Origin of the sequence: Nitrosospira sp. NpAV (assembly GCF_000832065.1) — a bacterium.
Taxonomy (GTDB): Bacteria; Pseudomonadota; Gammaproteobacteria; order Burkholderiales; family Nitrosomonadaceae; genus Nitrosospira.
Genome location: NZ_JXQM01000002.1, coordinates 1 through 20,766 on the forward strand (window position 1 = coordinate 1; position 20,766 = coordinate 20,766).

General features: G+C 54.7%; 20 protein-coding genes. 7 read left to right on the top strand and 13 right to left on the bottom strand.

Features of this window, described 5'->3' with window-relative positions; translation table 11 throughout:
- Window positions 1-104: 104 nt before the first annotated feature.
- The 3 genes from SQ11_RS02265 to SQ11_RS02275 all read right to left on the bottom strand — a co-directional run bounded on the left by SQ11_RS02265 (window position 105) and on the right by SQ11_RS02275 (window position 4,495).
- Window positions 105-2,759: a [protein-PII] uridylyltransferase gene (locus tag SQ11_RS02265; RefSeq protein WP_084226694.1), complete on the bottom strand. Its 2,655-nt coding sequence runs from the start codon at window positions 2,757-2,759 to the stop codon at window positions 105-107.
- A gap of 47 nt (window positions 2,760-2,806) precedes the next feature.
- The gene (map, locus tag SQ11_RS02270; RefSeq protein ID WP_041512536.1) at window positions 2,807-3,607 is read right to left on the bottom strand and encodes a type I methionyl aminopeptidase; all 801 of its coding nucleotides are present in this window, start codon (window positions 3,605-3,607) and stop codon (window positions 2,807-2,809) included.
- A 255-nt stretch (window positions 3,608-3,862) separates the two neighbouring features.
- The gene (locus SQ11_RS02275) at window positions 3,863-4,495 is read right to left on the bottom strand and encodes an SPOR domain-containing protein (protein ID WP_041512537.1); all 633 of its coding nucleotides are present in this window, start codon (window positions 4,493-4,495) and stop codon (window positions 3,863-3,865) included.
- 89 nt (window positions 4,496-4,584) lie between these two features.
- Here SQ11_RS02275 and SQ11_RS02280 point away from each other — a divergent pair, with 89 nt between their 5' ends.
- Entirely contained in the window at window positions 4,585-5,247 is a 663-nt protein-coding gene (locus tag SQ11_RS02280; protein ID WP_198140777.1) for a cytochrome c, read from the top strand.
- A 51-nt stretch (window positions 5,248-5,298) separates the two neighbouring features.
- Here SQ11_RS02280 and hemL read toward each other — a convergent pair whose 3' ends face one another.
- The 3 genes from hemL to thiD are packed head-to-tail and all read right to left on the bottom strand — an operon-like array spanning window position 5,299 to window position 8,083.
- On the bottom strand, window positions 5,299-6,585 hold the full coding sequence (gene hemL / locus SQ11_RS02285; RefSeq protein WP_041512551.1) for a glutamate-1-semialdehyde 2,1-aminomutase: 1,287 nt from the start codon (window positions 6,583-6,585) through the stop codon (window positions 5,299-5,301).
- 14 nt (window positions 6,586-6,599) lie between these two features.
- A complete protein-coding gene (thiE, locus tag SQ11_RS02290; RefSeq protein ID WP_041512539.1) occupies window positions 6,600-7,247 on the bottom strand; it encodes a thiamine phosphate synthase in 648 nt (215 codons plus the stop codon).
- Window positions 7,244-8,083, bottom strand: a complete 840-nt coding sequence (gene thiD / locus SQ11_RS02295) for a bifunctional hydroxymethylpyrimidine kinase/phosphomethylpyrimidine kinase (protein WP_041512540.1) — start codon at window positions 8,081-8,083, stop codon at window positions 7,244-7,246. Before thiD ends, thiE begins: the two co-directional genes overlap by 4 nt.
- 45 nt (window positions 8,084-8,128) lie before the next feature.
- Between thiD and SQ11_RS16645 the strand changes: the two genes are divergently transcribed.
- Window positions 8,129-8,317 (top strand): rubredoxin, encoded by a 189-nt coding sequence (locus SQ11_RS16645; RefSeq protein ID WP_074630801.1) that lies wholly within the window; start codon window positions 8,129-8,131, stop codon window positions 8,315-8,317.
- The gene (gloA, locus tag SQ11_RS02300; RefSeq protein WP_041512541.1) at window positions 8,318-8,707 is read left to right on the top strand and encodes a lactoylglutathione lyase; all 390 of its coding nucleotides are present in this window, start codon (window positions 8,318-8,320) and stop codon (window positions 8,705-8,707) included.
- 85 nt (window positions 8,708-8,792) lie between these two features.
- Here gloA and SQ11_RS02305 read toward each other — a convergent pair whose 3' ends face one another.
- The 5 genes from SQ11_RS02305 to purM all read right to left on the bottom strand — a co-directional run bounded on the left by SQ11_RS02305 (window position 8,793) and on the right by purM (window position 14,329).
- Window positions 8,793-10,088, bottom strand: a complete 1,296-nt coding sequence (locus tag SQ11_RS02305; protein WP_041512542.1) for a mechanosensitive ion channel family protein — start codon at window positions 10,086-10,088, stop codon at window positions 8,793-8,795.
- A gap of 66 nt (window positions 10,089-10,154) precedes the next feature.
- Window positions 10,155-11,411: an RsmB/NOP family class I SAM-dependent RNA methyltransferase gene (locus SQ11_RS02310; RefSeq protein WP_041512543.1), complete on the bottom strand. Its 1,257-nt coding sequence runs from the start codon at window positions 11,409-11,411 to the stop codon at window positions 10,155-10,157.
- 233 nt (window positions 11,412-11,644) lie between these two features.
- Complete coding sequence (locus SQ11_RS02315; RefSeq protein ID WP_041512544.1) at window positions 11,645-12,400, bottom strand: DUF3108 domain-containing protein; 756 nt, start codon at window positions 12,398-12,400, stop codon at window positions 11,645-11,647.
- A gap of 190 nt (window positions 12,401-12,590) precedes the next feature.
- Entirely contained in the window at window positions 12,591-13,226 is a 636-nt protein-coding gene (purN, locus tag SQ11_RS02320) for a phosphoribosylglycinamide formyltransferase (RefSeq protein ID WP_041512545.1), read from the bottom strand.
- Window positions 13,227-13,270: 44 nt separating this feature from the next.
- Entirely contained in the window at window positions 13,271-14,329 is a 1,059-nt protein-coding gene (gene purM / locus SQ11_RS02325) for a phosphoribosylformylglycinamidine cyclo-ligase (protein ID WP_052493940.1), read from the bottom strand.
- A gap of 114 nt (window positions 14,330-14,443) precedes the next feature.
- Between purM and hda the strand changes: the two genes are divergently transcribed.
- From hda to SQ11_RS16295, 4 genes are all read left to right on the top strand, one after another.
- Window positions 14,444-15,121, top strand: coding sequence for a DnaA regulatory inactivator Hda (hda, locus tag SQ11_RS02330; RefSeq protein WP_041512546.1), 678 nt, complete (start codon window positions 14,444-14,446; stop codon window positions 15,119-15,121).
- Window positions 15,118-15,780 carry an HAD family phosphatase gene (locus SQ11_RS02335; RefSeq protein WP_041512547.1) on the top strand — a complete coding sequence of 221 codons (663 nt, stop codon included), beginning with the start codon at window positions 15,118-15,120 and terminating at the stop codon, window positions 15,778-15,780. Before hda ends, SQ11_RS02335 begins: the two co-directional genes overlap by 4 nt.
- A 99-nt stretch (window positions 15,781-15,879) precedes the next feature.
- Complete coding sequence (locus SQ11_RS02340) at window positions 15,880-16,860, top strand: iron ABC transporter permease (protein WP_232297863.1); 981 nt, start codon at window positions 15,880-15,882, stop codon at window positions 16,858-16,860.
- Between the two features lie 60 nt (window positions 16,861-16,920).
- A complete protein-coding gene (locus SQ11_RS16295; protein ID WP_052493941.1) occupies window positions 16,921-17,661 on the top strand; it encodes a 4'-phosphopantetheinyl transferase superfamily protein in 741 nt (246 codons plus the stop codon).
- Window positions 17,662-17,710: 49 nt separating this feature from the next.
- Here SQ11_RS16295 and SQ11_RS02350 read toward each other — a convergent pair whose 3' ends face one another.
- Window positions 17,711-18,340, bottom strand: coding sequence for a class I SAM-dependent methyltransferase (locus tag SQ11_RS02350; protein WP_041512549.1), 630 nt, complete (start codon window positions 18,338-18,340; stop codon window positions 17,711-17,713).
- 10 nt (window positions 18,341-18,350) lie between these two features.
- The coding region (locus SQ11_RS02355; RefSeq protein WP_156972389.1) for a non-ribosomal peptide synthetase at window positions 18,351-20,766 on the bottom strand (2,416 nt) is incomplete at its 5' end.

Consider the following 20,766-nt stretch of genomic DNA (forward strand, 5'->3'; position numbering starts at 1 on the left):
AATCTATGAAAATTACTGCCAGGATCTTTCTGCACGCGATGGCATACTGGCCGTACACTGAACAAAACATCCCAACCGGCCTCACGTAAGAGATGATTCCGATCTTACGTTGATGCCCTCGGCTGGGTTCGCAGCGCCTCCAGCAGCATGGTCTCAAGGTGGATCAGGGTTCGTGTCTCATTCAATATTTCTCCCGTAATGAGGAATGTGTCTTCGGCACGTTCGCCCAGGGTATTTATCCTGGCGCTGTGTACATTTACGCCAAAACTTACCAATACCTGCGCGATGCGCGTCAGGAGTCCCGGCTGATCTCCCGCCACAATTGAGAGAATATGGTACAGCCCTTTCTCATCCGGTTCGATATCAACTTCCGGCGTAATCGGAAAATGCCTGAGATGGCGGCTCAGGCGCCCTTGCTGCGGGGATTTTAAGGGCACCCGCTGCTCCAATTGTTGTGCCAGCTCATGCTCCACAATGGCGATTACGTCGCGCTGATGTTCCATTACATTGAAGGGATCCAACACGAGGAAGCTATCGAGCGCATAGCCGTCGCGAGTCGTATGGATCCTGGCTTCAACGATGTTGTAATCCAGACCGTCAAAAAAACCACAGATGCGCGCGAACAAATCCTTCTGGTCAGGTGCATAGACCAAGACCTGAATGCCCGTTCCGGCAGGTGCGATACGCGCCTTAACCACCGGCGCAGACGACTTTAACCGGTGGCTCAGATGATGCGTATGCCACGCGATTTCCTGCGGGTCATGCAGCAGCAAATATGCGGGATCTAGCACCGACCACAGCCGTTCATGCGCGCTGGCGGGGATACCGGCATGTTGCAGCAATTCCAGTGCTTTATGTTTGCGTTTTTTCAGCATACCATCCGCATGGATGGATTCACCGCAAAGATGCTCCCGCGTTGTCCAGAACAAATCCTCCAGCAGCTTGCCTTTCCAGGCGTTCCATACTTTTGGGCTGGTGCCTCGAATGTCCGCAACGGTGAGCAGATAAAGTGCGATGAGATGACGTTCATCTTTGACACGCGCAGCAAAATCTCCAATTACATCCGCATCGGATATGTCTTTCTTTTGGGCCGTGATCGACATCACCAGATGATTTTCCACCAGCCATGTCACCAGCTCCGTATCTTTCGCCAGCATCCCATGTTGTACGCAGAAATGCTTGGCGTCGGTTCTGCCAAGCACCGAGTGATCTCCGTCGCGCCCCTTGGCGATATCGTGGAACAGCCCAGCAAGATAGAGCACTTCCGGGCGTTTGAATTCGCCAATGAGCCGACTGCATAGCGGGTACTCATGGGTAAATTCCGGCGCCATGAAACGACGCAGGTTTCTTACTACCATCAGGATATGTTCGTCCACCGTATAAACGTGAAAAAGATCATGCTGCATCTGGCCGACAATGCGCCCAAACGCCGGGATATAGCGGCCAAGGATGCCATAGCGATTCAGAAGGCGCAGTTCGCGCGTCAGCCCGCGCGGCTGACGTAGAATTTTCATGAATAAGGCACGATTGCGCGGATCACGCCGGAAGGCGGTATTGATGAGCGGCGCGGCGCGCCACATCGCCCTCAGCGTCGCTGCACTACGGGCCTTTAATTCGGGATGCTGCTGCAGTAGCAGGGCGCTTTCCAGGATCGTGCCCGGATCTTGCCGGAAAATGCTTTCATCCCGCGCTTCCAGTAATTCACCCCGTTTCTGAAAACGTTTATTGATAATAACCGGCACTGCATCGGGACCGGGAAAGATTTCCGAGCGCAGTGTGAGTAGCAGGATCGTGTTGATTTGTGTCACCACCCTGGCAGCATGATAGTAGCTCTGCATCAGCATCTCGCTCGCTTGCCGCGGCGGTTTGCCGGCTATGCCAGATTCTTCGGCGAGAGAAGTCTGATAATCGAACAGCAGCCGATCTTCACGCCGTCCCGCGAGATAGTGCAACCGGATGCGCAAGTTTTGCAGGATGGTTTGATGGCGTTGGGCAAGGCGAGCTTCCCGTCGCGTAATGAAGCCCCCCTTGGCAAGATCCGGCCAGGATTTTCCCAGCCCCGCCGCCCGGCTGACCCAAAGGATATTCTGTAAATCCCGAAGTCCGCCAGGGCTTTCCTTTATGTTGGGTTCGAGATTGTGGGTGGCATCGTGGTATCTGCCGTGACGTTGTTGTTGTTCAAGCTGCTTGGCGATGAAAAAGGCGCGCGGCTCAAGCGCTGCCTGCATGGCTGTCGAAAATTCAATGAACAATGGGTGGCTCCCGGCAAGTTGACGCGCTTCCAGCAGACTGGTTTGCACGGTGATATCCTTACCCGCCTCTTTCGTACAGTCGGCGAGTGTGCGAACACTATGCCCAACCTCCAGCCCGATATCCCATAATAATCTCACCCAGTGCTCCAGCCGGGGTTTGATGGCGTCGTCCTCCGTATCGCCCCCGCCTTTTCCCGCAGGCAGGAGTACCAGCAGATCTATGTCGGAATAAGGAAAAAGCTGGCGGCGTCCGTAGCCGCCTACCGCCAGTAATGCAGTGGAAGCCGGCATCGCCATTTCTCGCCAGACCTGGCGTAAAACGTCATCCACCAATCTGCAATGGTCACGCAGCAAGGCTGCGCCATATTTGTTCTTGCAATAGCGTTGATGTAACGCTTCGCGGCCCTGAAGCAACGCTATTTTGGCTGCTTCGGCGTTAAATCCGGATCCGCCGGTTGACCGCTTATTTCCCGATTTGGCGATATGATCCACAAGGATTTTTTGCATCGCTTCGTTTCATCTTTGTAGACCTATATAGGGTTGCCCCATAATATTCAGGGATGAAGAACAGGTTTCGGCGGCGCGCCGGCGGAGAGTGTCAGCACCTCATATCCGGTCTCGGTCACCAGCACCGTATGCTCCCATTGTGCCGACAGGCTGTGGTCCTTGGTTACGATCGTCCAACCGTCGGCCATTTGGCGTATGGGAGCTTTTCCGGCATTGATCATCGGCTCGATCGTAAAAATCATCCCTGCTTTGAGTTGCAGCCCGGTACCCGCATTGCCGTAGTGAAGCACTTGAGGGTCTTCATGAAATTTCTTGCCGATTCCGTGCCCGCAGAATTCCCTCACCACACTGCATCCACGGCCTTCGGCAAAACGCTGGATGGCATGGCCGATATCGCCCAGATGCTTTCCCGGCTTGACCTCTTCAATACCATGCCACATCGATTCATAGGTAATTTCGCATAGGCGCCTAGCCTGAATTCCTGGTTCGCCGACATAGTACATGCGGCTGGTATCGCCGTGGTATCCATCTTTGATCACGGTCACATCAATATTGACGATATCGCCCGATTTGAGTTTTTTTTCACCCGGCACGCCGTGACATACTTGATGATTGACCGAGGTACAGATGGATTTTGGATAAGGCAGATATCCCGGTGGCGCGTAATTGAGAGGAGCCGGAATGGTATTCTGTACATTAACCATATAATCATGGCACAGAGCGTCAAGCTCGTTAGTGGTGACCCCCGGCTTGACGAAAGGGGCAATGTAATCCAGCACCTCTGACGCAAGTATGCCCGCTATACGCATTTTTTCTATTTCCTGCGGGGATTTGAGGGATACGGTCATGGTCGCTTCCGATGAGTGAATAAAAACGTATGATGGCGGTTGGGTTGATGCATTGCAAGAGCAGTATTGCGTGCAATTCAGTGGTAGGAGCGAAGGAGGGAGAATCGGTTCAGGATACATTCGGGAGCTTCTTCAGGAACCTCCGAACAGGTTATCTGAGTTTCCCGGGGGACACGCTTCACGGCGGCACTGAGATTCCTCGGGTTAGGCGAGATGATAAGGAAATACCTGGCAGGCTACGTAAGTACCGATCTGCTATTTATCATCGGTCGCCATCAATTCCAGCTCTGATGCGTTGCACTCGATCGTCTTCAGCTCACTGCCGGGGAATTCGCGCTCCAGTTCCTTCATCCTTCCGGTAATGTCGTCCGATGGCGCCTGCACCACGAACTTTATCTGCTCCAAGTTTCGGGCTCCGATAACCGCCGACTTTACGCCCTTGCTCCTGAGTGATGCCATTACATTCTGGGCCTCATCTATGTTATGAAAAAATCCCATGGAAATGGCATTATTCCATTTGCCATCCTCTTGAACGTGAGAAAAATTAGTCAACTTTAACCTTCTAAGCTCCCCCATTTTCTTTATCGCATGATATTTACTTCTGAGTGGAGGAATATGTATCCAATAGACCGGTGTCTTCCCCGCAGGTTGCCGGCTCACCTTATCGCCCAGATCTTGCCTGGCTATCGCAGCCTCGACCTGTTGCAGGTCTACCTCAAAAAAGGAACCCCATTCCAGGCAGCTGACGGGTGCGACTGACGGTTCGCTTCTTTCCGGCTGAAGCTCCGGCAACGGCTGCGCACTTCTACCGACGTGCGGTCTCGGCGATTGAATATAGAACGCGAAAGCGACGTTGATAAACAACAACAAAAAAAATAATGTTTTCATTTGCTACGGGTTATTGTTGTTAACCTGCCCTCACCTTGATAAAATACAATGTTATTAGCATGGTTATAATTTCTCCGGAGCGTCAGGAAATGTATGGCATGAAATCGATTTCGAACATGGTATTTATATTAGCCTCACTGGCGCTATCCAATCAAACTTTCGCGGAAGCGGCCCCAGAGACCAATAAGGGCAAGGGGGACGCAGCTAAAGGCCAGCAAATTGCCACACAAGTTTGTGCGGCCTGCCACAACCCTGACGGTAACAGCGTCATACCCACAAATCCCAGCCTAGCTGGTCAGCATGCCGAGTATATCACCAAGCAACTGGAGAATTTCAAGTCGCAAGACGGCAAACCCGCGGAGCGCGAAAGTCCGGTCATGGGCGCTATGGTAGCGCCGCTCTCCGCGGAGGACATGAAGAATCTCGGCGCATATTATACCCAGCAAATTCCCAGGTCTGGCGGCGCCAAGGATAAGTCATTGGCGCAGCAGGGTGAAAAGATATATCGCGGTGGAAATCTGGAGTCCGGTTTGCCTGCGTGCGCCGGTTGCCATTCTCCCAACGGTGTGGGTATTCCGCCCAGCTACCCGCGTCTTGCCGGGCAGCATTCAGAGTATGTCGCGGCGCAATTACGAGCATTCCGGACCGACCAGCGCACCAAGGATCCCAATAATGAGATGCACATGATTGCTTCTCGCATGAGCGAAAAGGAAATACAGGCGGTGTCGGAATTCATTTCCGGTTTGCGCTAAGCCCGGCGCTTGAAACAGTGCCGATCAACCCGGTCTGCCTCCATCGGGTTTTTATTGTTTTAATGCGCTGAATACCCGGTCAGCGGCATCCAGTGTTTTACTGATTTCGCCGCCGCCGTGCGTTGTAGAAACGAACCCGGCTTCAAATGCCGACGGCGCAAAATAAATGCCTTCCTGAAGCATGGCATGGAAAAAGCGGTTAAAAGCCTCCTTGTCGCAACCCATTACTTCAGCATAACTGGTCGGCAAATTCTCCCTGAAGTAGAGGCCGAACATTCCCCCCACCGCCTGCGCGCAAAAAGGAATATTATGTTTCTTCGCGGCAGCGGTGAGACCCTCGGTAAGTTGCCGGGTACTAAGGGAGAGTTCTTCGTAGAATCCGGGTGCTTGTACCAGCCTCAACGTGGCAAGCCCCGCTGCTACCGCAACAGGATTGCCGGAAAGCGTCCCTGCCTGGTACACGGGCCCTAACGGGGCTAGGCATTGCATAATGTCGCGCCTGCCGCCAAAAGCAGCCATCGGCATCCCGCCGCCAATTACTTTGCCAAGCGTGGTGAGATCGGGTTTGATGCCATAGCGTCCCTGGGCACATTCCAGACCAACGCGAAAACCGGTCATGACCTCATCAAAGATAAGCACGCTGCCATGTTGCGTACATAACTCGCGCAGTGCAGGCAAAAAGCCTGGTTTCGGCGCCACCAAATTCATGTTGCCCGCCACGGGCTCTACGATGACGGCTGCGATTTCTTCACCAAATTGACTGAATGCCTGCTCTACACCGGCAAGATCATTGTAGTCCAGTACCACAGTGCTGGAGGTGGTTCCCGCGGGCACCCCAGCGGAACTGGGATGGCCGAAAGTCAGCGCCCCGGATCCTGCCTTCACCAATAAGGCGTCATCATGGCCGTGATAACAACCTTCGAATTTGATAATGCGATTCCTTCCGGTATACCCGCGTGCCAAGCGAATGGCGCTCATGGTAGCTTCGGTTCCCGAGCTTACCAGCCTCACCTGCTCGATCGATGAAACGAGTGTACACAGCAGCTTCGCTATTTCGAGCTCGGCCTCAGTGGGCGCGCCGAAAGTCAAGCCATCTTGCGCCGCCGTCTGCACCGCTTTAACCACTTCGGGATGGGCATGGCCAAGAATCAACGGTCCCCAGGAACCCACGTAATCGATATAAGTTTTATCGTCTGCATCCCATACGTAGGCGCCCTGCCCCCTACGGAAAAATACCGGCGTACCACCCACCGACTTGAAAGCACGCACCGGTGAGTTAACGCCGCCCGGAATATATTTCTGCGAGAGTTCAAACAATTGCTGATTACGTGAAGTCATTGGATAACCCATAGTTATGAGGAATGGAATACCGGGGTGCAGTCGAATAACCGCGAAAATTTCTCAGCCGCAAGCTGAATGTTTGGGGCATCGAACAGAGCATTGCTTGCCGCTACGGCATCGGCGCCCTGTTGTATCAGCGCCAGGCCATTGTTAGGGGTTATGCCCCCGATAGCGACAATGGGAATATGCAATTTTCGCTTCGCATGATGTAGCAAATCCATGGGGGCGACGGTCGCACCGGGTTTTGTGATCGAAACAAAAAAAGCGCCGAACGCAACATAATCCGCACCCTCACGCTCCGCTTCGACAGCAAGCTCCAGCCGATTGTAACAAGAAACCCCAATAATCTTTCCACGCCCCAGCCTGCGACGCGCATCACTGACGGAAGCGTCGTCCTGCCCCACATGTACGCCGTCCGCGTCTACCTCAACGGCAAGGTCGAGGTGATCATTGACAATAAAGGGTATGCCGAACTTCCGGCAAAGATGTGCAAGTGAAGAAGCCTGCTCCAATTGCAGCGAGGTATCCGCTATCTTATTACGATATTGAACCAGCCGCGCGCCGCCCCTCAGTATCTCTCGCGTCATCGTAATCAGGCGGGGGGTACCGGCGATCTCCGGTGTGATGGCATATAACCCCCCAACTTGTGGCCGTGTCATTTCACCTCATCCTCATTCGCGGCATCAATTTCATCGCGGGCCCAAAACAGCCGATCTGGAAGATACTGCCCCATTCCCGGACGAAAACCGGCTTTAAGCGATTGCCATGTATACTCCTGCGCCTCATATACTCCCTCGGCGATGGGTAGGCCGTTCGCCAGCGCGGCGGCAATGGCCGAAGCAAGCGTGCAGCCCGAACCATGATAGGAACCCGCCAGGCGGTGCCAGGAATCCGAACGGATAATGCCATCGTTTCCGTACAGATGATTGACTACCTGTAGTGTATTCTCATGCGTTCCTGTGATAAGGACGTATTCGCAGCCCATCTGTAAAAGACGGCCCGCGCATTGACTCAGGTCCTGTATGTCCTCATCATCTTCGTCATCCTGGGTGAGCCGCCGCGCTTCCAGGCTATTGGGAGTGATGATGGTTGCCTGGGGAAGCAATAGCTCGCGCATCGCAATCAGCATATCTTCGCTGGCGAGTTCGTCACCACGGCCCGAAGCAAGCACAGGGTCCAGCACCAGCGGGATATTAGGATAATCCGAAATGACTTCGGCGATGGCCGTGATAATCTCAACGCTGCCCAGCATTCCGATTTTGAAGACATGTACGGGCATGTCTTCAAGGACTGCGCGCGCCTGATCTGCCACCCATTCCGGATCCAGTGCCATGACATCATCCACGCCGGCGGTATCCTGCACGGTAATGGCGGTAATCACCGACAGCGGATGACACCCCATGCTGGCAAGAGTGAGAATGTCAGCCTGAACACCGGCGCCGCCGCTGGCGTCGCTGGCGGCGAAAGAAAGTACAATAGGGGGTGGCTGAGACATGGACTAATACCGTAAAATGGCATTTTAACCCAAATCCCTGTCATCATGCCTACTACCGAAACTCGCGCTTACCGTTGTTACATGTGCCTCATTTGCGGCTTCATATACGACGAAGCCGAAGGATCGCCGCAAGAAGGTATTCCTCCGGGGACCCGATGGGAAGACGTCCCAATGAACTGGACTTGTCCCGAATGTGCCGCGCGCAAGGAAGATTTTGAAATGGTGGAAATTTAAATGCGCATTCTGCATACGATGCTGCGGGTCGGCAACTTGGAAAAATCCATTGCTTTCTACGCAGATGTGCTGGGAATGAAAGTGCTGCGACGGAAGGATTATCCCGAGGGAAAATTTACCCTGGCGTTTGTCGGTTATCAGGATGAGGCGGAGGGTGCGGTACTGGAACTAACCCATAACTGGGATGTAAAGGAATATGACCTGGGCACCGGCTACGGACATATCGCCATCGAAGTGGATAATGCCTACCAAGCCTGCGACGAAGTAAAAAAACGGGGCGGAAAAGTCACCCGTGAAGCCGGACCGATGAAGCATGGCGCCACTGTGATTGCATTCGTCGAGGACCCGGACGGTTACAAGATCGAGTTCATACAGAAGAAAACAGTATGAGCATTTAACCCGATAACCCATTGGCGGTACTCCGAGCCTACCCGATGGATCATCCGGATTAAACAAGCTGCAGTTGAATCCCGCCTTAATTCTCAAATTTGGCTGGCCGCACGAGCCGTACTTCCCGTTGCGGGAAGGGGATTTCGATGCCGTGTTTTTGAAATTCCGACCAGATTTCCAGATTCAGGCTGGAACGTAAACGGAGTGCCCCGCCCTCCGGATTTTCTATCCAGATAATAAGTTCCAGATTGATTCCGCTGTCGGCAAATTCCTTGAGAATCACCAAGGGTTCGGGATCAGCTAATATATTTGGCTGTTTTTTCGCAGCGTCCAGTATGATTTTCATGGCCGCTTCAACTGGGCTCGCGTAGCCGATCTGAAACGGAAGAATCAGACGTAGTCGATGGTCCGAATAGGTCTGGCTGATAACTGTTGAGGTGATGAAGGTATCATTGGGGATCAGGGCCTCGGTACCGTCGTCAATCTTGAGTACCACGTACCGCGTGGTGAGCGACGTGACCTCACCTTTGCGGTTATCCACCGTGACGACATCGCCAATATGCAGGGAGTGATCCAGCAGAATGATAAAGCCGCTTATATAGTTGCTGGCAATTTTCTGCAGACCCAATCCCAGTCCAACGCCGAGCGCGCCACCGAATACGGACAGCACGGTAATATCAACCCCGACCATGGGCAACGCGACCAACACACCCAAAAGAATCAGCAGGGTGCGGGTAACTTTTGAGAGGATCACCCGCTGGTTGATATTCAGCGCAGCGGCTTGCATGATACGCGCTTCAAACGAACTGGCGAGCCAAAGCGCCAACAGCATGCTGATCGTAAATGCGAGAATTCCCTGTACGATCATCAGTACTGAAAGACGCTGCTTGCCAATATGAAAGGAGATATCGTCAAAGAAAGTCAGGATTTCCGGCAACAGGCCTGTTATGTGTAACACCAGCCCAATCCACACCACCCAGCCGATGAAACGTTCCCAGGGACGCAACCAGTCCTGACTGGAAAAAACCCGGCGCAGTATATAGACAGCCGCCCGAATCAGCGCGAGGGCAAATAACAGTGGAATAACGATATTGAGAAGATGGGTCGAATACCAATGACCGAGCGCCTCTCTACCCACAATAACCAAGGCTAGCGCCAACAGTGGGAATAAAAGCCGACTCAAGCTGTTCATGCTGATATTCAGCGTGCGCCCGGCGCTTCCTTCAGGCGAAATGCGTTGCCTCAACTGCTTCTGCAGCAACCATGCCAGTCCCAGGCTTGCAAGCAGCACGGCAAGCTGCCACAGAACACTGATCTCCTGCACATCAGTGATCAAACGGTGTAACAGACTCTGGATTTCGACTTCGTTATCGGATTGCATGAGCAGGCCGGAATTTAACCCGGATATGCCATTGAAGATTGGCGATACAAATGGGATATCATCTTTCTACTTTGCTAGCTCCATCACGGCGGCAAAGAAACCATCCATGCCGTGCAAACCGGGTGACAGCCCCAAGTATACGCCCGTGTCGAGCTGAATTTTCTGTTGCGCAAGGAGTTCGGCGCAGTTCAAGCGCATGAGTCGGGAATGGTCGGCAAGGAAGCGCTCGACGATTTCCTGGTTCTCCTCCGGCAAAAAGCTGCAGGTGGCATAGACGAGCCTGCCGCCGGGCTTGAGCAGGTTCGCTGCGGATGACAGAATCGCCCCTTGCTTGCGCTTGAGTTCTTCAATGCTCTGCGGTGACTGCCGCCACTTCAAATCTGGATTGCGGCGCAGCGTCCCCAGCCCGCTGCATGGCGCGTCCACCAATACCCGGTCAATCTTTCCCGTCAGGCGCTTTACCTTGATGTCATTTTCGTTGGCGATACGCTGCGGATACAGGTTGGACAGCCCCGAACGCTTGAGGCGCGGCTTCAAGTTGTTCAGCCGCTTTTCGGAAATATCGAAAGCATAGATGCGTCCCTGTGAGCGCATCAATGCACCCAGCATCAGCGTTTTGCCCCCAGCTCCAGCACAGAAATCCACCACCATGTCGCCGCGTTTCGGTGCGAGCAAATAACCCAGCAGTTGGCTGCCTTCGTCCTGCACCTCCACCTTGCCGGCGAGGAACAATTCATGGCGATTGATAGCCGGCTTGCCGGCCAGGCGGATGCCGACAAGCGAGTACGGCGTGGCGTTGCCTTCAATTCCATCCTGGTTAAGCGACGCAAGGACTTCGTCGCGGTTTGCAAGCAACGTATTGACGCGCAAATCAAGTGAAGCGGGCCGTTGCAGCGAACGTCCCAGATCAAGAATCTCGTTATCCGGCATGAAGCCACGCAGCTTCTCCATCAGCCATTCAGGGAACTCGGCCTGTATGGCAAGGGACTGCGATTCCTGGGTCACCGCCTTGATCCCGGTGAGCCATTTTGCCTCGGCCTCGCTGACGAGCGGCAACAGTTCGCGCAAGTTCATACCCTGAAACCTTGCCAGATAGGCAAGCAACAGGGAACGGGGCGTAGGAGTACCGGACACGCATTCAAGAAAGAAACGGTGACGCAGAATGCCGAATACGCTTTCCGCGACAAACGCCCGGTCATTCGCCCCAAGGACCGGATTCTCGCGGAAAAAATGCCGCAACATCGAATCAGCAGGGTGCTCCAGGGGCAGCACGGCACGCAGCGCGGCGGTGGCCATGTCCAGATGAGCAGGAGTCAGACGCATCTATTGTCTATTATCGATACATGAAAGTAAGTGTGAGAAGATGTGGCATATACGCACAACAGCGTGCGACGCGCGTATCTCAAACCGTGAAAGGTGATAAATTCGCAGGCTTTAAATATTCCGAATTCGGCCTGTCGCGAATTCACCATGGGGAAAAGATCAAGCGGCGCAAAAGATCGGTGTCGCTCATACCGCCATACGCATAAGAAGCAGCTCGCAGCCGAATTCCAGGATTATTGAAGATGTCCCTGTTTTAAGCTGTTCGCAGGGTCTCCATAGCTTATTTTCGTGACCATCTGATCCGTCACAATACCCATTTTCTCAGTGGCCACGATGCGTACCGGAAGCATATGGTGGTCAACGGCAAGCCATATTTTCCTGTCGCGCTCGCCATCCGTTTCGGTCTGTTTTGTGAGCACGATAGTTTCGAGCTTGCCCATCGGCGTATCCAGTGTTTCCTTGCCAACGGCGTAGCGAACCGATTCCAGCCGCCTACCGTCGGTTACGTGCAGATCTATCACTTTGCCGGGAACAGGGGAGAACATGAAGCTATAGTGCAGGCTCAGTCTATCCTGAATGTTGGCAGGGAGAGCTTTTTGCTCTTCCCCGCGTTTATGCTGAAGGGTCAGCAATTTCTTATTCCAATCAAAAATAGCTACTTTGGGTATTTTCTTGCCATGCTGATCGGAAAAACGGCTGGGGCGCAGCGATCCCTCCGCTGTGATACTCCCTGCGCTATCAAGCATGATAGGGTCCGGCTGGGTCAATGCCAGCAGACCCTTGGCGCGGGCTTCGCTGCTGAGGACATAGCTGCGCGCGCCGCTTGCACGTTTGATTTCCAGCGTATCATTCACCTCTCCTTCCAGGCTACCCGATGTTATCGAGTAGCTGATATCGATGCGAGCGGGAATATCAGCGGCCAGAGCGGAGGGGATGGAGAAAGCGGAAAGGCTGAGTCCATATAACAGGGCAGCGGATAAATGTCTCATTTGTATAATCCTAAGTCCGGTAGTCGGACGGGGGTGAGGTGTGCGGTTTTCGGGGCACAGGGCAAGGTGCCACAATAACTGTGCAATTCACCCCCGTAGCGGCCTTCATCCGGAAGGCATGCGTCGAATAGTACGAAATATTGTTATTAATCATAACACCGATCTATTAAATGAGCGGTCAACTAGGGATTCAGGATAACGCCGGTGAATATAAAATGGAACCATCAACCACGGCATCACTCACTTCGACACGATTATCGGAGATTCTCAGCCGGCCTTCCATAAACCAGCGCACCGCTTCGGGATAAACGCGGTGTTCCTGCTGCAACACCCGTGCAGCGAGCGTCTCCTCGGTGTCATCGGGCAATGTCGGGACCGCCGCCTGAATGATGATCGGGCCGTGATCCACCTGTGAGGTCACAAAGTGCACTGTGCAGCCATGTATTTTCACGCCTTCTTTCAATGCCCGGAAATGGGTATTAAGGCCGGGAAAAGCGGGTAGCAGTGACGGGTGAACATTCATCAGCTTGCCATAATAACGATTAACAAAGCCATCTCCCAGAATGCGCATGAAACCGGCGAGTGCTATCAGATCCGGCGCATAGGCGTCGATTGTTTCCGCCAGAGCGGTATCGAACGCCTCACGAACAGGATAAGACCGTTGATCCAGTACTTTTGTTTCAAACCCATGCATCCTGGCAATTTCCAGTCCCGCCGCATCCGGCCTGTTACTGATAACGGCGGCTATCCTGACCGGCAGTCTTGCGTCGATCAGCGCTTGCATGTTGCTGCCGCGGCCGGAAATGAGAATAACAAGAGACTTCATTATTTCAGCATCAGCAGGATGACCACAGATAATCTCTGTCCCGATTATTCGATGATCGTCTGCGCTTCATTTGCATCGCGTTGCCGGATGGCGCCGATATGCCATACGGTCTCACCGGCGGACCGCAATATTTTCATCGCAGTATCCGCAATTTCCGGCGCTATGATCAACACCATGCCAATGCCGCAATTAAACACGCGGTGCATTTCACTTTCGGTCACGTTGCCTTGCTCCCGCAGCCAGCGAAAAAGCGGAGGCATATGCCACTTCCCTTTTTGCAGTACCGCAACGACATTATCGGGTAAAACGCGTGGAACATTTTCCACCAATCCGCCACCCGTAATGTGAGCCAGCCCTTTAACCGGCAGATGCTTCATCAGTTCGAGCACCGGTTTCACATAAATACGGGTCGGCGCCATGATTACATCCATTAACGCTTGACCCTCGAAATCGGTCGACAAGTCTGTATCATTTTTTTCGATGATCTTGCGGATCAGCGAGTAACCATTGGAATGCGCGCCATTGGAGGCCAGTCCAAGCACCGCGTCACCCTCCCGGATAGTTAGACCGGTGACGATATGATCCTTCTCCACTACCCCTACGGCGAAACCCGCAAGGTCATATTCTCCCTCCGGATACATGCCCGGCATTTCAGCGGTTTCACCGCCAATCAAGGCGCAACCCGCTTGTTCGCAACCTGCCGCGATACCCTTGACCACCTGGGTGGCGGTATCCACATCCAATCTGCCGCAGGCGAAATAATCCAGGAAGAACAATGGCTCCGCTCCTTGCACCAGAATATCATTGACGCTCATTGCCACCAGGTCTATCCCGATACTATCGTGCCGATTCAACTGGAATGCGAGCTTCAATTTGGTGCCCACGCCATCGGTACCCGAGACCAGCACCGGGTTGCGGTAATTCCTGGAGATTTCGAACAGCGCGCCAAAGCCGCCGATGCCTGCGAGCACCTCCGGACGCATGGTACGCTTGGCAAAGGGCTTGATGTTTTCCACCAGGCGGTCACCCGCATCGATGTCCACTCCCGCATCGCGGTATGAGAGCTGGATAGCACCGGAATTTCCGGAATTAGATGAGGTCAAGTTGAGTTCTCGCTCAGTTGCAGATAGAGTGCCGCTTTCAGGAAGCGCAATTTTACCGTAAATGCTCCCTGAACATTCGGGACATCCGCGATCTGTACGATATAAAATCCATAAATGAAACAACTGGTGCTGGACATCGCCCCATCGCCGCTCCCCACGCTGTCGAATTTCGTGCCGGGATGCAACGCAGAACTGTTACAAACGCTGGATAATATTCTCGCGGGCCTGGAACAGGAACATTTTGTTTATTTATGGGGCGGGACGGGGTGCGGAAAAAGCCATTTGCTGCAGGCGGCGGCGGGGATATGCATGCGCAACAAAATGAGTACGGCATACTTCGCGTGTGATGCGAATACCAGCTTCATCGCAGGCAACGAAGCCGATTGCGTCATGGTGGACGACGTGGATCGTCTCAATGCCAAGGCGCAAATTGGCTTGTTTAATCTTTATAATCGCATTCGTGAGGAAGGTCACGCCTTTCTTCTCGTAAGCGGTCCGGCCGCTCCGGCTCGATTGAAGTTGCGGGAAGACCTCGTAACCCGCCTGGGATGGGGTTTGGTATATCAAGTGCATGAATTGACTGACGAGGAAAAAGCAGAAGCCATGAAAAGCCATTCCGCCAGCCGTGGACTCGATCTATCGCAGGAGGTATGCGACTATCTGTTGCGGCATGGTCGGCGCGATTTGCCGTCCCTGATGGCTACACTCGATGCGCTCGACAGCTACTCGCTGGCGAACCGGCGTAAAGTCACTGTGCCATTGGTACGCGAATTATTGCAGGTGGAATCGTGAAACTTGCCCTGTTTGACCTCGACAATACGCTCCTGGCCGGTGACAGCGATTTCGAGTGGGCACAATTTCTTATCGAGCAACGCGTGCTGGACCGTGAGGTGTATGAAGCACGCAATGTCGAGTTCTATGAGCAGTACAAGGCCGGCACGCTCGATATACACGAATTTCTGGATTTTCAGTTAAAGCCGTTGTCGCGCCACCCTCGCAGTCAGCTCGATGCCTGGCACCGTGAATTCATGGAAAAGAGAATTCTGCCATTGATAGCACCCGGCGCGCGCGCACTGATTAACCGGCATATGCTCGGCGGCGATCTGTGCGTCATCATTACCGCCACCAATCGCTTTGTTACCACGCCGATCGCACGCGCATTGGGGATAAGTCACCTGATCGCCACCGACCCGGAGCAGAAGGATGGCGAATTTACGGGCCAGGTTTCAGGATTGCCCTGTTTCAGGGAAGGCAAAATAGCGCGGCTGGAAAGCTGGCTGGATGATCACAATCTGACGTGGCTGTCGTTTCTGGAAAGCTGGTTTTACAGTGATTCACTGAATGATCTACCGCTGCTCAATAAAGTCACCCATCCCGTCGCGGTGGATCCTGATGCAACCCTGAAGAGTTATGCCGAAAAAAATGCCTGGCCCATCATCAGCCTGCGATAACGTTGCGGGAATATTCCATCGTGCGCCGAAGGGTTTGGAGCAAGCGGCCAGCGCAACATGTATGCCTTCGCCGGGGATTTTGAGTATTCTTGTTCTGGCGTGACTTCCGCCAGACATCCCGTACTGTGGCTGGTTCTATTTTCGATGCTCGCCTTGGGCAGTCTGTTGGCGGGATTGCTGTTCGGGAGCGTGGATATCTCTTTTTCCGCCGTTGTCCATGCGCTGTTTTCACCGGCTGAAAGCATTCCCCACCAGATTATCTGGCAACTTCGCCTGCCGCGCGTATTGGCGGCGTTTGCCTGTGGCGGACTGCTTGCCCTGGCGGGAGCGCTGTTGCAGATTTTGTTGCGCAATCCACTGGCCGATCCTTATATTCTGGGCGTATCTGGGGGAGCGGCGGTGGGCGCGCTTGTCGCCATGCTGTTGGGATGGGGGCTCCTGTTGACTAATCTGACATCACTGGCGGGCGCATTGGGAGCGATTGCCATCGTGTTTGGATTGAGTTTTCGCGCCGGTGACTGGAATCTTTACCGGTTGCTTCTGACAGGGGTCGTGTTGTCCGCTGGCTGTACCGCACTGACCACGCTGATCCTCACCCTGGCGCCGGTCAGTGATGTAAAAGGTATGCTGTTCTGGTTGATGGGCGATGTCTCCCGCGCCGAAGGATTGCTGCCCGCATGGATCACCCTGATTGTGGTAGCGGCCATGAGCCTGCTGTTTTCCGGTAGCCTCAACGTTCTGAGCCTCGGCCAGATGAAGGCAAAAACGCTGGGTGTGGCCGTGCTGCCGTTGCAGGTTGGGGTTTACTTTGGCGCGTCACTGGCGACTGTGGCGGCACTGATGCTGGCGGGCGCCATCGGATTCGTCGGGCTGATTGTGCCCCACGCTGTCCGCCTGCTGGGAGTGAGCGACTTTCGTTGGCTGTTGCCATTATCGGTATTGCTGGGGGGTGGCTTTCTTACGTTGGCTGATACCCTGGCGCGCACTTTATGGGCGCCTCAGCAATTGCCAGTCGGGGTGCTAACCGCGTTGCTGGGTGTGCCCATGCTGTTGCTGCTGCTGTCGAGAAAACAGTCGTAGTTTTTTGCCAAGTCGCGGACGCACTTCGCAGAGTTCGATAAATCTGACCCGAAGGATTGAATGATTTCCGCACCGGCCATCGAATTACCTGCGGGGGCGGTTCACCTCTGGTATACGTCCGCCACGCAAACGAGAATTCCGTCCGATCAACACCTACCCATCCTTGACGAGAAGGAACGATGCCGTGCAGCCCGGTTCCATTTCGATCGCGACCGGGAGTTGTTTATCCTGGCGCGCGCTTCCTTGCGTTGTTTACTGGCGCGATATACAGGTGTTGATCCCACTCGGATCCGGTTCAAGCAGAATCCGTACGGAAAATTGTTTATCGAGCATCCGGCGAGTTCGGTGCGATTCAATGTCGCCCATTCCGGTGATTGCATTGTTCATGCGATCGCTCAGGGGTCCGAGGTCGGAGTGGATATCGAAATCCTCCGCAATTCCGCTGAGCTCACTTCGATTTCATCGTATTTTGCCCCTGGTGAACAAGCATGGCTGCTTGCGGCTGGGGCGCAGGCGCGGGACACCCGGTTTTTCACCCTCTGGACATGCAAGGAGGCCTATATCAAGGCTCTTGGACAAGGGCTGTCAAAGCCCTTGGACAGCTTTGAGATCAGCTTCGCGGAAGGCGGGGAGCCAAAAATTCTCTCCGATTCCGGGAATAATGCTCACCCCGGTTCATGGCGGTTGCTGCGTTTCGAGCCGCGCCGAAACGTATTGGGCTGTGTCGCTGTGGACGTTGCCTCAACACGGGTGGAGTTGCTTGACTATGACACGGGCGCGCTGCTGCGGCGTATAGTCTGAGCGCTAATAATAATTTGGCGCCGTAGCTGTCGCGTATCGCGAACTGTCGTCAGGTCCGAACGAAGCACTGGATATATGCGTCACCGGTATATTTCTTGACGTAATCCGTGGTTTCGTACGACGCATAGGAGCGGCGCTCGACGATAATACGATCGAAGTGGTGGACGAACTGCCACCGCAGTACCGGGCGCGTGGAGAAGCAGGGAATGAAAACTCCGCCCCTACGCAAGGCGCGCGTCACGGCCGGCATCACTTCCATCCACAAGGCTTCGTCGTCCCACAGCGAAACCGGCACGAGGTAGGGATCGAAGAAGATGCCGTCGAGGCTCTCCGGCTCCATCCGCTGGATATACTCGAAAAAATCCGCATGGACAATCTCCAGCGTGGACGGCGGGGATGGATTGCGTTCGCGGAAAAGCTCGATGACCCGCGGAAATTTCTCGATGACGGTATGATGGCGCGTGACAGGGTTGGCGGCAATGCGTAACGCCGAAATACCCAGACCCAATCCCACTTCCAGGAATTCCGCCCCGTATCCGCAAAGGATGTCGGCAGATTCCCACATCAGCGCCCTCTCCCATCCCTGCATCGCCTGGCCGTCGTCTATGTAAAGCGTGACTTCTTCGTTACTTTCGACGAGTTTTATCTCCGGGTTTTCTCGTTGCTGTATCGCATCCATTGCGCTCTCCTCAAAATGGCGTCTCGATCGTGCCGCCGGCGGCGGCAAATCGATCCAGCATCGCCCTCAGATCCTTGGAAAATACCAGCTCCCCGAAGGGGGAAACCATTGCCCGATGCCGCCAGCGCGGCAGCGGTTCAATCTTTGGCAGCGGTGTGCTTTCAGCTTGCGCGGCGGCCACGGCCAGTGCCAGGCCAGCGATGGTAGGCGTCTCAAAAATCTGTTGCAGCGGCAGCTCGATCCCGAATTCATCGCGTAATCGGGAAATAATCTGGGTCGCGAATAGGGAGTGTCCGCCGACGGTGAAGAAATTGTCGTGAATACCGATATGCTCGGTGGCCAGCACCTGCCGCCAGATTGCGGCAAGCTTTATCTCAGCGGCGGTATGCGGCGGCGCAAAATTGTCGTCCGATGTTTGCGGTGCCGGCAACGCCAGGCGATTGATCTTGCCGCTGGAGGTGGTCGGCAGCTCTTCAAGCACGACGAACACCGGCGGCACCAGATAATCCGGCAATCGGCATTCCAGATATCGCTTCAGGCCGTCGGGTGCCGGTGCTTGTTCGGGCTTCGCCGAGACATATGCGACAAGTCGATGGCTGCCAGCGTGTGCCTGCGGGATAACCACCGCTTGCCTGACTCCCGGATACTCCAGAAGCTGTTTTTCAATTTCTCCCGGTTCGATGCGGTAACCCCGGATCTTCACTTGGAAATCGCGTCGCCCGATGAACTCGATACTGCCATCCGGAAGCCGCCGGCCGAGGTCGCCCGTGCGGTAAAGCCGCCTTCCTCCGGCATCCGATGGAAATGGCGCAATTTCGCCCTGCCGCCAATAGCCCATGGCGATAGAGGGACCCCGCAACACAATTTCCCCCGGGCAGTAGACGTCCGCCGGCTCTCCGGCATCATCCAGCAATAAAAGCTCGACGCCGTCGACAGGATAGCCAATGGGTACGGCGTCGCGCACCAGCGTGGTTCCGCCATCAATAAAATATTGTAGCGCCATGGTTGACTCAGTCAGGCCGAAACCATTGACCAGCAGGCAATCCGGAGGGAAATGGGCGCGAAAAAGATCGACATCGCGCCGGTACACGGCTTCGCCCCCGAGTGCGACAAGGCGAATTCTTTTCAGACGCGCGAGTTCGGGCGGCGAACCGGGCGGTGCGGTGGGAAATGCATGCATAAGATGGCGAAATAGAGTCGGCGCACAATGAAGAACCGTAATTTCCTGTTCCACCAGGCAATCGGCGAGCGCCTGCACGCCATTCTCCCGTACCGAAACGGGATAGACCGCCGCGCCGTTGAGCAGGGCACCGAATATGTCCTGAACTGCGGCGTCAACGCCGTACGAAGAGACAAATGTCAGGCGGTCATCGGCGCATAAATGCAGGTTGTTGGTATAGGCCCGGACGTGCCCCAGAACGTTGCGATGGGTCTGCACGACACCTTTTGGCTCCCCTGTCGACCCCGAAGTGTAGAGGATGTAGGCGACAGCGCCGGGAGATACGAGGGGCGGCGGGTTTGCCTCGAAGCGTTCGGTCTCGCCAAGCCGGATCACCTGCGCATGCTCCGTGGAAAAACCGTCGATATCGGTCAGGACCGCAGCCGCTCCGGAACTGCCGATAATCCGCTCAGTCCGGGCGGGCGGATGAGCGCGATCGAGAGGAACATAGGTTTTGCCGGCTTTCAATACGCCAAGCATAGCGGCGATCATCGATGCATCGTGGTGAAAGGACAGGGCGATCCGCGCCCCGCTTTCGCCGCACAAGGAGAGAACCGCGTTGGCGATCCGATTGGAAAGCGCTTCCAGCCACTTGTAAGTCCATTGCTCGTTTTTTATCCGGATAGCAACGCGATCGGGATAGCGTTCCGCCTGCTCGTGAAAACGGCTCCCTATGGACCGGTCGAGCGCTTGCTCGGGAAATTCGCTAAAGGGTGTCATCGGCGCGACCATGTTTTTTCCTGAGGGCATTTCATGGGTGAGCCGCAAATGCAAGAGTGGAATGTCGGGACGGGTAACAATCATTTCCAACAGTGTTGTGAAATGGCCGAGTATCCGTGCCACGGTCCCTGACTCAAAAAGGTCCCGTGCATACACCGCATGGAGCCGGATGGTCCGGTCGTACTCCATGGCATAGAGCGTGAGATCAAATTTCGCAGATTCTTCCGATCCTTCCGGCTCCGTCGGCTCATCCGGTTCGGCGTCCGGCGGTTGCGCCACGTCGCCGGAGATGCGTCCATCGATATTCAGCAGATTGAACATCACTTGGAAGAGGGGCGCCTGGCTGAGATGGCGCGCGGGAGCGAGCCTGGCCACCAGCATCTCGAAAGGCATGTCCTGGTGCGCATATGCCTCGGCCGCCACGGTGCGTACCCGCTCGAGCAGCCCGGCAAACGAGGGATCGCCGGAAAGATCGAGCCGCAAGGCG